Below are 12390 nucleotides of genomic sequence, written 5' to 3'. Positions count from 1 at the left end.
CCCGTCCCGCTCGGACCGTCCCCACCCACCGGAGGACCCCCCACATGCGCTCACACCTGCTCAACGACCTGACCGCGGAGCACTACCGCCGGTCCGTGAAAGAAGGAGTGGAGCGGGTGGCCGCCCGACTGGCCACCACCGACCGGCCGTTCACGGGCGTGACCGCCGACGCCCTCGCCCCCCGCATCGAGCGGATCGACCTCGACCGGCCCCTGAACGACACCACGGCGGCCCTCGACGAGCTGGAGGAGGTCTACCTCCAGGACGCCGTCTACTTCCACCACCCCCGCTACCTCGCCCACCTCAACTGTCCGGTCGTCATCCCGGCGGTGCTCGGCGAGGCCATCCTGTCCGCCGTCAACTCCTCCCTCGACACCTGGGACCAGTCGGCGGGCGGCACCCTGATCGAGCGCAAGCTCATCGACTGGACGGCCGCCCGCATCGGCCTCGGCCCCGACGCCGACGGCGTGTTCACCTCCGGCGGCACCCAGTCCAACCTCCAGGCGCTGCTGCTGGCCCGTGAGGAGGCCAAGAGCGACGCCCTCTCCAAGCTGCGGATCCTCACCTCCGAGGCAAGCCACTTCAGCGTGCGGAAGTCAGCCCGACTGCTCGGCCTGGGCCCCGAGTCGGTGGTCTGTGTCCCCGTCGACCACGACCAGCGCATGCAGACCCTCACGCTCGCCCACGAGCTGGAGCGCTGCCGCCGCGACGGGCTGGTCCCGATGGCCGTGGTCGCCACCGCCGGCACCACCGACTTCGGCTCCGTCGACCCGCTGCCCGGGATCGCGGAACTGTGCGAGCGGTTCGGCACCTGGCTGCACGTCGACGCGGCCTACGGCTGCGGCCTGCTGGTCTCCCCCACCCGGCGCGACCTGCTCGCCGGCATCGAACGCGCCGACTCGGTCACCGTCGACTACCACAAGTCCTTCTTCCAGCCGGTGAGTTCCTCCGCCGTGCTGGTCCGGGACGCCTCGGTCCTGCGGCACGCCACCTATCACGCGGACTACCTCAACCCGCGTCGCGCGGTGACCGAGCGCATCCCCAACCAGGTCGACAAGTCCCTCCAGACCACGCGCCGCTTCGACGCCCTCAAACTGTGGATGACCCTGCGGGTGATGGGCGCCGACGGCGTCGGACAGCTCTTCGACGAGGTGTGCGACCTGGCCGCCGCGGGCTGGAAACTGCTCGCCTCCGACCCGCGCTTCGACGTCGTCGTCGAGCCGGCGCTGTCCACCCTGGTCTTCCGCTACATCCCGGCGGCCGTCACCGACCCGGCCGAGATCGACCGCGCCAACCTCTACGCCCGCAAGGCCCTGTTCGCCTCCGGCGCCGCGGCCGTCGCGGGCACCAAGGTCGCCGGCCGCCACTACCTGAAGTTCACCCTGCTCAACCCCGAGACCACCACCGACGACCTCACCGCCGTCCTCGACCTGATCGCCGGCCACGCCGAGCAGTACCTGGGAGAGTCCCTTGACCGCGCGTCCTGAAGCGACCGAAGCCCCCGAGGCCCCGGAACGGCCCCAGACCGCCTACGACTTCGTGGGCATCGGCCTGGGCCCCTTCAACCTCGGCCTGGCCTGCCTCACCGAGCCGATCGCCGAACTGAACGGCGTCTTCCTGGAGTCCAAGCCCGGCTTCGAGTGGCACTCGGGAATGTTCCTCGACGGCGCCCACCTCCAGACCCCGTTCATGTCGGACCTGGTCACCCTGGCCGACCCGACCTCCCCGTTCTCCTTCCTCAACTACCTGAAGGAGAAGGGCCGTCTGTACTCGTTCTACATCCGGGAGAACTTCTACCCGCTGCGCGTCGAGTACGACGACTACTGCCGCTGGGCGGCCTCCCGGCTGAGCAGCGTCCGCTTCGGCACGACGGTCACCGAGGTGACGTACGACGAGGGCGACGAGCTGTACACCGTGCGGACGCACACCGGAGCCGCGTACCGCGCCCGCCGGCTGGTGCTCGGCACGGGCACGCCCCCGTACCTTCCCGAGGCCTGCCGTGAGCTGCCCGGCGACCACCTGCACAACTCCCGCTATCTGGAGCACAAGGCGGCGCTCCAGCGCAAGGAGTCGATCACGCTGGTGGGCAGCGGCCAGTCCGCCGCCGAGATCTACTACGACCTGCTCGGCGAGATCGACGTCCACGGCTACCGGCTGAACTGGGTCACCCGCTCCCCGCGCTTCTTCCCGCTGGAGTACACCAAGCTCACGCTGGAGATGACCTCCCCGGAGTACATCGACTACTACCACGCGCTGCCGGAGGAGACCCGCTACCGCCTCACCGAGCAGCAGAAGGGGCTGTTCAAGGGCATCGACGGCACCCTGATCGACGACATCTTCGACCTGCTCTACCAGAAGAACCTCGGTGGCCCGGTCCCCACCCGACTGCTCACCAACTCCACGCTCACCGACGCGACCCACCACGACGGCGCGTACACCCTCACCTTCCGCCAGGAGGAACAGGGGAAGGACTTCGAGCTGCGCTCCGAGGGCCTGGTCCTGGCCACCGGCTACCGGTACGCCGAACCGGAGTTCCTGAAGCCGATCCGGGACCGGCTGCGCTACGACTCCCACGGCAACCACGACATCGGCCGCAACTACGCGATCGACGTCACCGGCCGGGGCGTCTTCCTCCAGAACGCCGGCGTGCACACCCACAGCGTCACCAGCCCCGACCTGGGCATGGGCGCGTACCGCAACAGCTGCATCATCCGCGAGCTGCTCGGCACCGAGCACTACCCGGTCGAGAAGACCATCGCCTTCCAGGAGTTCGCCGCATGACCTTCACGATCCGTCCGCTCGACCCGCTGAAGGACGCCGAGCTGCTGCACGGCTGGGTCACCCATCCCAAGGCGGCGTTCTGGATGATGCAGGACGCGAAGCTCACGGACGTCGAGCGCGCCTACATGGAGATCGCCGCCGACCGCCACCACGACGCCTTCCTCGGCCTGCACGACGGCGAGCCCGCCTTCCTGATGGAGAGGTACGACCCGGCCCATCGCGAGCTGGTGGGGCTGTACGAGCCGGAACCGGGCGACGTCGGCATGCACTTCCTGGTCGCGCCGACCGACACGCCGGTGCACGGGTTCACCCGGGCCGTGCTCACCGCCGTGCTGCGGCACCTGTTCGAGGATCCGTCGACGCGCCGGGTCGTGGTGGAGCCCGACGTGCGCAACAAGGCCGTGCAGAGACTGAACACGGCCGTCGGATTCGTGCCGGAGCGCGAGATCAACAAACCAGAGAAGACGGCGTTGCTGAGCTTCTGCACCCGGGAGCAGTTCACCGCGGCGACAGGGGTGACGGCATGACCCTCGCCGACGCCGTGTCCCACCTCTCCCCGGAGCGCTGGGAGAGCGCCAACCGCCTGCTCATACGCAAGGCGCTCGCCGAGTTCACGCACGAGCGGCTGCTCGCTCCCCGGCCTGACGGAGACCACTGGGCCGTCCACACCGACGACGGCCTCACCCGCTACCGCTTCACCGCCGTCCGCCACGCCCTCGACCACTGGCAGGTGGACCCGGACTCGATCGCCCGCGACCGCGACGGCACCGAACTGCCGCTCGCCGCACTGGACTTCTTCATCGAGTTCAAGGCGTCGCTGGGGCTGAGCGACGAGATCCTCCCGGTCTACCTGGAGGAGATCTCCTCCACCCTGGCGAGCACCTGCTACAAGCTCGCCAAGCCGCGGCTCACCTCGGCCGAGCTGGCGAAGGGCTCCTTCCAGGACATCGAGAGCGGCATGACCGAGGGCCACCCCTGCTTCGTCGCCAACAACGGGCGGCTCGGCTTCGGGGGCCACGAGTACCTGTCGTACGCCCCCGAGACCGCGAGCCCCGTCCGGCTGGTGTGGCTGGCCGCGCACCGCTCACGGGCGGCTTTCACGGCGGGCGTCGGCATCGGCTACGAGGCCTTCCTGCGCGAGGAGCTGGGCGCGGAGACCGTCGAGCGCTTCCACGCCCGCCTCACCGGCCAGGGCCTCGACCCCGCCGACTACCTGCTCATCCCCGTCCACCCCTGGCAGTGGTGGAACAAGCTCACCGTCACCTTCGCCGCCGAGATCGCCCGCCGGCACCTGGTCTGCCTGGGCGAGGGCGACGACGAGTACCTGGCCCAGCAGTCCATCCGGACCTTCTTCAACCGGACGAACCCGCACCGGCACTACGTCAAGACCGCGCTGTCCGTGCTCAACATGGGCTTCATGCGCGGACTGTCGGCCGCCTACATGGAGGCCACCCCGGCCATCAACGACTGGCTGGCCCAGCTCATCGCCGACGACCCGGTGCTGAAGTCGACCGGCCTGACGATCATCCGCGAGCGGGCGGCCGTCGGCTACCGGCACCTGGAGTACGAGGAGGCGACGGACCGCTACTCGCCGTACCGGAAGATGCTGGCCGCGCTGTGGCGCGAGAGCCCGGTGCCCTCACTGCGGGACGGCGAGTCCCTGGCCACCATGGCCTCGCTGCTGCACGTGGACCACGAGGGGGCGTCCTTCGCGCGTGCGCTGATCGAGCGCTCCGGACTGTCCCCGACGCAGTGGCTGCGCGGCTACCTGCGCGCCTACCTCACCCCTCTCCTGCACAGCTTCTACGCCTACGACCTGGTGTTCATGCCGCACGGCGAGAACGTGATCCTGGTGCTGGAGGACGGCGAGGTGCGGCGGGCGGTCTTCAAGGACATCGCCGAGGAGATCGCGGTGCTGGACCCGGACGCCGCGCTGCCGCCCCAGGTACGGCGGATCCGGGTGGAGGTCCCGGACGACCAGAAGCTGCTGTCCCTCTTCACGGACGTCTTCGACTGCTTCTTCCGCTTCCTGGCCGCGGGCCTCGCCACCGAGGGCATCCTGGAGGAGGACGGCTTCTGGCGGACGGTCGCCGAGGCGGTCCGCGAGTACCAGGAGTCGGTGCCCGAACTCGCCTGGAAGTTCCGGCAGTACGACCTGTTCGCCCCCGAGTTCGCGCTGTCCTGCCTCAACCGGCTCCAACTGCGCGACAACCGGCAGATGGTGGACCTCGCGGACCCCTCCGGGGCGCTCCAGCTGGTCGGGACCCTGCGGAACCCCCTCGCGGGGCGGTGAGCCCCGGCGCGGACGGACGGGCACCCCGGAGTACGGTCCTCCGGGGTGCCCGTCGTCGTTTGTCCCCCCGCTGTTCCTACTGTGCGGGCCAGGGCACCTGCGGGGAGCGGTAGTACCCGATCCCGAGCGCGTCCCAGCGCGGCGCCTGGGCCGCCAGGCGCGTCCTGTAGGTGTTCCAGTCGTGCGTGGCCGCGGGCGACCAGCCGAGTTCGGCGACGCCGGGCAGCCGGGGGAAGGCCATGGCGTCGATGTGCGCGGAGGTGGACAGGGTCTCCGACCACAGCGGGGCCTCGACACCGCGCACCGCTGAGGCGGGCGCGCCGGGCAGGTAGCTGCCCGGGTCCCAGTCGTAGGACCGCTGCACCTCGACGTAGCCGGCCCAGGCCAGTCCGAGCGGGGTGTCCTTGGTGTACTTCATGTCGAGGTACACCCGGTCGGCCGGGGACAGGATCAGCCCGGTGCCGTTCTGCGCGGCCTGGGCGACCTGGGCCTTCTCCGCGGCGCTGGTGGAGTCCAGGCCCCAGTACTGGGCGAGCGCGCCCTTGGCCGGGGTGGTGCCGGTCAGCTGGTGCCAGCCGATCACCGTCTTGCCGTACTTGGCGACGATCGGCTGCACCCGGTTCATGAACTTCACGTAGTCGTCATGGCTCGTGGAGTGCGCCTCGTCGCCGCCGATGTGCAGGTAGCGGCCGGGGGTGAGGGCGGCCAGCTCGCGGATGACGTCGTCCACGAAGTCGTACGTGACGTCCTTGGACACGCACAGCGAGCTGAACCCGACGTTGGTGCCGGTGTACAGCGGCGGTGCCACGCCGTCGCAGTTCAGCTCCGCGTAGGAGGAGAGGGCCGCGTTGGTGTGGCCGGGCATGTCGATCTCGGGCACGACCTCCAGATGGCGGGAGGCCGCGTAGCGGACGATCTCCTTGTAGTCGGCCTTGGTGTAGTGGCCGCCCTCGCCGCCGCCGACCTGCGTGGAACCGCCGTGGGTCGCCAGGCGCGGCCAGGAGTCGATGGCGATGCGCCAGCCCTGGTCGTCGCTCAGGTGCAGATGCAGTTTGTTGATCTTGTAGAGGGCGAGTTCGTCGATGTAGCGCTTGACCTGCGTGACGGTGAAGAAGTGCCGGGAGACGTCGAGCATGGCGCCCCGGTAGGCGTAGCGCGGGCTGTCCTTGATGGTGCCGCCGGCGACCAGCCACGGGCCCGGCTGCACGGACTTCTTCTCGACGACCGGGGGCAGCAGCTGCCGCAGGGTCTGCACACCGTGGAAGAGGCCGGCCGGCTCCCCGGCGGTGATCGTCACCCCGCTCGCCGCGCTGTCCAGCCGGTAGCCCTCGGCGCCGTACGACCCCTTGGCCAGCCGGAGCCGAATGCCGCCCTGGCCCTGTGTGGTCAGCGGCAGGCGGTAGCCGGTGGAGGGCCGCAGGACGTCCGCGAGGTACTCGCCCACCTTGCGCGCCCCACGGGAGACGTCGACGCGGATGCGGGTGCCCGCCGTGATGCGGTACGGGGATCCGCCCGCCTGGACGGAGGCGGGGGCCGGGACCACCTGGCCCAGCGGCGTCGCGGCCGCCGCGGGCGCCGCCTTCCCGGCGGGCGCGGCGCCCACGGTGAAGGCTCCGGCGGCCGCGGCGAGCAGCAGCGCGCCCAGGGCCCGGCTCGTCCTGGGCATCCGGATTCTGCGGGGAGTCGTGCTGTGGTGCCGTCTCACATGCGCTCCCTTCGTTCGGCTCGGGGACTCCATGAGCCCCGACGGTATAGACCACTCTCTCGCAGATGGGGTGAAACAATCTCCCCATGACGGAAATCATCCAGAGCGACGGCACGTGGGTCCTGGACGGCGACGCCCTGAGACTGACCCCGGGACGGGACAAGAACGTCGGTCTGCTGCGCCGGACCCTGGGTGAGATCCGCGTACCGCTCGCCGCTCTGGCGGGCGTTTCGTTCGAGCAGGGCAAGCGGTCCGGGCGGCTCAGGCTGCGGTTGCGCGACGGCGCCGATCCACTGCTGCACGCGACCGCGGGCCGGCTGACCGAGCCCCACGACCCCTATCAGCTGCTGGTCGAGTCCGAGCGCTACGGGGTCGCCGAATACTTCGTGGACGTGGTCCGTGACGCCCTGCGGCTGGAGCAGGTGCCCCCGGTCCCGGTGACGGAGTACCTGCTGCCCGGTCCCGCGCTGCCGCTCTCGGTGTCGGCCGGGGACGGTACGGCGAGCTTCGACGGCGAGCGGGTGCGTCTGGAGTGGAACTGGAAGACGGAGGACGCCAAGGCCGCGGGCGGGGCCCGCACGATAGCGCTCGCCGACATCACCGCGGTGGAGTGGCTGCCCGCCGCCGGGCTGGAGAACGGCTTCCTGCGCCTCACCGTGCGGGGCGCGCCCGCCGGCGTCCCGCCCAAGCACGACCCGAACGCCGTGGAACTGTGGGGTTTCAAGAAGGACCCGCTGATGGCGCTGGTCGCGGCGGCCGTGCAGGCCCGGCTGCCGCATCCGGCCGCACCATTGGACGCGGCCGTGGACGGCGGGCCCGCCGCGGTGGAGACCGCGGTCCCCGACCGGGGCGCGGACGGGGACGGGGAGGACCACGACGCCCTGCTGCGGCGGCTGCGCGAGCTGGGCGAACTGCACCGCACGGGAGTGCTCACGGACGAGGAGTTCACCCTGGCCAAGCAGGCGGTCCTCAGACGCATGTGAGAACCGCTCCGGACGCCACAGCCACCTCACCCCTACGATCCCACCGACACCCCCTGCCCGAAATCGGGCAGGTTTCTTGCGAAAGCCCGCCCCTTACTCCAGAATCCACCGGGTGCACGACGAACTTCTTGATCACCTGACGCGGTCCACGCCCCTGAACCGGGGCGAGGCGCTGCGGGTGGTCCAGGACGTGCTCGCCTACTTCGACGAGACGACCGAGGAGTTCGTCCGTCGCCGCCACCGCGAGCTCCAGGCCCAGGGCCTGGTGAACGCGGAGATCTTCGAACGGATCCTGGCGGACCTGAAATACCGGGCGGTGGCACCGCCGGAACTCTCCCTCCGGCAGCTGCGCCGGATCGTCTACGGCTGAGGGATACCTGTACATGTGCGGAATCGTCGGATACATCGGCAAGCGTGACGTCGCCCCCCTGCTCCTGGAAGGCCTTCAGCGCCTGGAGTACCGCGGCTACGACTCCGCGGGCATCGCCGTCACCTCGCCGAAGACGGCCGGCCTGAAGATGGTCAAGGCCAAGGGCCGGGTCCGCGACCTGGAGGCCAAGGTCCCGGCTCGCTTCAAGGGCACCACCGGCATCGCCCACACCCGCTGGGCCACCCACGGCGCCCCCTCCGACGTGAACGCCCACCCGCACATGTCGGCCGACAACAAGGTCGCCGTCGTGCACAACGGCATCATCGACAACGCCTCCGACCTGCGCCGCAAGCTCCAGGCGGAGGGCGTGGAGTTCCTCTCCGAGACCGACACCGAGGTGCTCACCCACCTCATCGCCCGCTCCGAGGCCGAGACGCTGGAGGAGAGGGTCCGCGCCGCCGTCCGCCAGGTCGAGGGCACCTACGGCATCGCCGTCCTGCACGCCGACTTCAACGACCGCATCGTGGTGGCCCGCAACGGCTCGCCGGTCGTGCTCGGCATCGGCGAGAAGGAGATGTTCGTCGCCTCCGACATCGCCGCGCTGGTCACCCACACCCGCCAGATAGTCACCCTCGACGACGGCGAGATGGCCACCCTCAAGGCCGACGACTTCCGTACGTACACCACCGAGGGCACCCGCACCACCGCCGAGCCGACCACCGTGGAGTGGGAGGCCGCCTCCTACGACATGGGCGGCCACGACACCTACATGCACAAGGAGATCCACGAGCAGGCCGAGGCCGTGGACCGGGTGCTGCGCGGCCGGATCGACGACCGGTTCGCCACCGTGCACCTCGGCGGCATCAACCTCGACGCGCGCGAGGCGCGCGCGGTGCGCCGGGTCAAGATCCTCGGCTGCGGCACCTCCTACCACGCGGGCATGATCGGCGCCCAGATGATCGAGGAGCTGGCCCGCATCCCCGCCGACGCCGAGCCGGCCTCCGAGTTCCGCTACCGCAACGCGGTGGTCGACCCCGACACGCTGTACATCGCGGTCTCCCAGTCCGGTGAGACGTACGACGTGCTGGCGGCCGTGCAGGAGCTCAAGCGCAAGGGCGCGCGAGTGCTCGGCGTCGTCAACGTGGTGGGCTCCGCCATCGCCCGCGAGGCGGACGGCGGCATCTACGTGCACGCCGGGCCCGAGGTCTGCGTGGTGTCCACCAAGTGCTTCACCAACACCTGCGTCGCCTTCGCGCTGCTCGCCCTGCACCTGGGCCGCATCCGCGACCTGTCGGTGCGCGACGGCAAGCGGATCATCGAGGGCCTGCGCAGGCTGCCGGCGCAGATCTCCGAGATCATGAAGCAGGAGGAGGAGATCGAGCGGCTGGCCCGGGACTACGCCGACGCCCGCTCGATGCTCTTCATCGGCCGGGTCCGGGGCTACCCGGTGGCCCGTGAGGCCTCCCTGAAGCTCAAGGAGGTCTCCTACATCCACGCCGAGGCCTACCCGGCCTCCGAGCTCAAGCACGGCCCGCTGGCCCTGATCGAGCCCGCCCTGCCGACGGTGGCGATCGTGCCGGACGACGACCTGCTGGAGAAGAACCGCGCGGCCATGGAGGAGATCAAGGCCCGCAGCGGCCGGATCCTCGCCGTCGCCCACCAGGAGCAGGAGAAGGCCGACCAGACGATCGTCGTGCCCAAGAACGAGGACGAGCTGGACCCGATCCTCATGGGCATCCCCCTCCAACTCCTCGCCTACCACACGGCGTTGGCCCTGGGCCGGGACATCGACAAGCCCCGCAACCTGGCCAAGTCGGTGACGGTGGAGTAGCAGAGCGCCCCAAAGGGGCCCGGGGCTGCATCGACATGCGGCTCCGCTGTGGGGGCGCGACCAGCCCCCACGCACCCTCACAGGCAGAACAACAGACCGGACCCCCGCGTGTGCCACCCATCACGCGGGGGTCCGTCTCCATCGCCGGGGAGTATCCCAACCCCCCAGCCCGCGCGGCTAACCGGTGGCCGTCACCCCCCGGCCGGCAGCGCGTCGCGGAAGTTCCGTGGGCCAGTGGGCGAGCGCCGCCGTGGCCGCGTACCAGGCGACGGCTCCCGCCGCCACGGCGAACCAGCCGCCCACCTTCGCCAGGCCGCCGTTGTCGGCGAAGAGCGCGATGGCGAGCAGCACCAGGGAGACGAAGAACAGCCCGTAGGTGCCCTGTCCGAGCACGTCGCCGCCGGCGAGCGTCAACGTCAGGGCCACGAGGGCGAACAGGAGCAGGAAGAGCCCCGCGCCGTTGCCGGAGACCTGGCCGCCCGCCGAGACGGCCCAGGTGAACCAGAGGGCGCCGAGCGCGCAGTAGGCCGTACCGGTCGCGGTGTCGCGATCGCGGAAGGCCAGCAGTCCGGCGACGAACAGCGCGACGCCGCCCACATAGTGAGCGAGTGTCACCGAGTCGTTCGCCGTCACTCCGTTGATGACTTCGGTGTACCCGAGGCCGAAGGCCAGCAGGGTGACACCGAGGGCGAGTCGGCCGAGGATGGTGGTCGTGGTGCTTCCCGCAGAGACGTCGTTGGCCACGGCAAGCTCCCTTCATGCCTGCGCAGTTGTGCGGTGACCGGTATATGCCCTTCACAAGGGCACAAACACCTCTACGTGCGAGTAGCTTACGGAAAGCACCTGGCTGGAAAGGGAAGTTGGCCGACGTGAGCCCGGCCGGGTCGGAACCGGCTAAGGAATGACGACGACCGGCCGCCGCGCGCGCTTGGCGAGCCGGCCCGCGACCGAGCCGAACAGGCGCCCCACGAGCCCGTGCGTGGAGCCGACGACGATCGCGTCCGCCTCGTACTCCTTGCCCACCTCTTCGAGTTCGTGGCAGATGTCGCCGCCGCGCTCGACGAGGATCCAGGGCACCTCCGCCAGGTACTCCGCACAGGCGAGTTCGAGGCCGAGGACCTCGGTGCGGTGGTCCGGCACGTCCACGAAGACGGGGGGCTCGCAGCCCGCCCACACCGTGGTGGGCAGCCGGTTGGCGACGTGCACGATGATCAGCCCCGAGTGGGTGCGCAGCGCCATGCCGATCGCGTAGGCGAGGGCGCGCTCACTGGAGGTGGATCCGTCGAAGCCGACGACGACGCCGTGCTTGAACGCCGGATCGCAGGGATGGCGTGACTCTTCCGCCGCCAGGGGATCGGCCGCCGTGGGGTCGGCGAGCGGTCGCTTGCGGTCCGCGGGTTCGAAGAATTCGTGACCGGCCATGGCTGTCTCGGCGATGTGATCCTTTGTCGGGGACGACAGTCTGCGGCGAAGCTGTGTCCGGGAATGGTCTTCCCGTCCCCGTACCCCCAAGGGTACGGCGGCACGCCTCCTTAGCCCAGATCCCGCGCACTCTCCGTGGCGGTTCACCGGAGCATGCACGAGCCACGCCCGTAAGGCAATGGTTGGTGCCCCGTACAGGCGGTTTGTGCGGGATTCACCTTCCGGGACGGGCGGGATCACGGTAACGGCGGGGCGCCACCCGGGGGTCGGGCGGGGTGCCGTACGGCCGCGCGGGACCCGCGCGATGCCGCACAGTGACCGACCGATCGAACACGCGTTGATCCCGGAGAACCGCCGCCCCAGGGAGCACGCCGTTGTCCGGACCCCGCACCGTCCCCGACCGACACCCGTTCCCCGCGCAGGACACCACACCGGGCATCGCACGGAACAGCGGTCAGCGCGCCGCGGCCCGCGCGGAGGGCGGCGCCGTGGACGAGGTGGTGCGCTGGGCCGTCTTCAGCTGCGCACTCGTCCCCGTGGTCCTGCTCTGGTACGGCACCTCGTTCGCCGGCGCCGCCGGTGCCGCACTGGGCCTCGGGGCCGTCACCGGGGCCTGTCGGGCACTGCTGCGCCACTCCGAGCGCGTGGCGGCCCGGCTGCGCGCCGAGGAGCGCGCCCCGCACCAGGACCTCCACCACAGAGCGGGGAACGGGGCGCACCAGGGCGGCAGGCACCCGGACGGAACGGCACCGGTCGGCTGACCGGTTTTTGCGCACGCGACCGTAGCTTTTCAGCCAACTTCTCGTATCCGTGCATTCCCCGGCCGAAGTACCCCTCACCCCCCGTTCGACCTGCACGGAAAGGACCTCCGCAGTACCGCGCACCCTACGGGGATTGGCCACCACGACGAGGCGCACTTCCCTGCACGCTCCCCGAGTGCAACGCTTCGTGATCGAATGCTTCACGCCAAGTTGCCATGTCGACAATGTGCCGGGTGACGAACTG

At 70.3% G+C, this 12390-nt stretch carries 11 protein-coding genes; 8 read left to right on the top strand and 3 right to left on the bottom strand.

What is annotated here, in order from left to right; genetic code table 11:
* The first annotated feature begins 44 nt into the window (after positions 1 to 44).
* From desA to ACWC91_RS03880, 4 genes are read left to right on the top strand one after another with little or no spacing between them, the layout of a single operon-like run.
* Positions 45 to 1487: a lysine decarboxylase DesA gene (desA, locus tag ACWC91_RS03895; RefSeq protein ID WP_450642794.1), complete on the top strand. Its 1443-nt coding sequence runs from the start codon at positions 45 to 47 to the stop codon at positions 1485 to 1487.
* Positions 1471 to 2781: a lysine N(6)-hydroxylase/L-ornithine N(5)-oxygenase family protein gene (locus ACWC91_RS03890; RefSeq protein WP_263637568.1), complete on the top strand. Its 1311-nt coding sequence runs from the start codon at positions 1471 to 1473 to the stop codon at positions 2779 to 2781. Before desA ends, ACWC91_RS03890 begins: the two co-directional genes overlap by 17 nt.
* Positions 2778 to 3308, top strand: coding sequence for a GNAT family N-acetyltransferase (locus tag ACWC91_RS03885; RefSeq protein ID WP_281155607.1), 531 nt, complete (start codon positions 2778 to 2780; stop codon positions 3306 to 3308). Before ACWC91_RS03890 ends, ACWC91_RS03885 begins: the two co-directional genes overlap by 4 nt.
* Positions 3305 to 5074 carry an IucA/IucC family protein gene (locus ACWC91_RS03880; RefSeq protein WP_450642792.1) on the top strand — a complete coding sequence of 590 codons (1770 nt, stop codon included), beginning with the start codon at positions 3305 to 3307 and terminating at the stop codon, positions 5072 to 5074. Before ACWC91_RS03885 ends, ACWC91_RS03880 begins: the two co-directional genes overlap by 4 nt.
* Positions 5075 to 5150: 76 nt before the next feature.
* Here ACWC91_RS03880 and ACWC91_RS03875 read toward each other — a convergent pair whose 3' ends face one another.
* On the bottom strand, positions 5151 to 6740 hold the full coding sequence (locus tag ACWC91_RS03875; protein WP_450642790.1) for a beta-N-acetylhexosaminidase: 1590 nt from the start codon (positions 6738 to 6740) through the stop codon (positions 5151 to 5153).
* 125 nt (positions 6741 to 6865) lie between these two features.
* Between ACWC91_RS03875 and ACWC91_RS03870 the strand changes: the two genes are divergently transcribed.
* From ACWC91_RS03870 to glmS, 3 genes are all read left to right on the top strand, one after another.
* On the top strand, positions 6866 to 7762 hold the full coding sequence (locus tag ACWC91_RS03870) for a DUF4429 domain-containing protein (protein ID WP_225075275.1): 897 nt from the start codon (positions 6866 to 6868) through the stop codon (positions 7760 to 7762).
* A gap of 112 nt (positions 7763 to 7874) precedes the next feature.
* Positions 7875 to 8132, top strand: a complete 258-nt coding sequence (locus ACWC91_RS03865; protein ID WP_225075276.1) for a hypothetical protein — start codon at positions 7875 to 7877, stop codon at positions 8130 to 8132.
* A gap of 13 nt (positions 8133 to 8145) precedes the next feature.
* Complete coding sequence (glmS, locus tag ACWC91_RS03860) at positions 8146 to 9963, top strand: glutamine--fructose-6-phosphate transaminase (isomerizing) (RefSeq protein WP_225075277.1); 1818 nt, start codon at positions 8146 to 8148, stop codon at positions 9961 to 9963.
* Between the two features lie 177 nt (positions 9964 to 10140).
* Here glmS and ACWC91_RS03855 read toward each other — a convergent pair whose 3' ends face one another.
* Positions 10141 to 10707, bottom strand: a complete 567-nt coding sequence (locus tag ACWC91_RS03855) for a GPR1/FUN34/YaaH family transporter (protein ID WP_225075278.1) — start codon at positions 10705 to 10707, stop codon at positions 10141 to 10143.
* A gap of 150 nt (positions 10708 to 10857) precedes the next feature.
* Positions 10858 to 11385, bottom strand: coding sequence for a universal stress protein (locus ACWC91_RS03850; RefSeq protein WP_225075279.1), 528 nt, complete (start codon positions 11383 to 11385; stop codon positions 10858 to 10860).
* A gap of 437 nt (positions 11386 to 11822) precedes the next feature.
* Here ACWC91_RS03850 and ACWC91_RS03845 point away from each other — a divergent pair, with 437 nt between their 5' ends.
* On the top strand, positions 11823 to 12146 hold the full coding sequence (locus ACWC91_RS03845) for a hypothetical protein (protein WP_450642798.1): 324 nt from the start codon (positions 11823 to 11825) through the stop codon (positions 12144 to 12146).
* Positions 12147 to 12390: the final 244 nt, after the last annotated feature.

The organism is Streptomyces sp. NPDC001204 (assembly GCF_053598035.1).
This window is presented reverse-complemented; position numbering and strand designations above follow the sequence as displayed.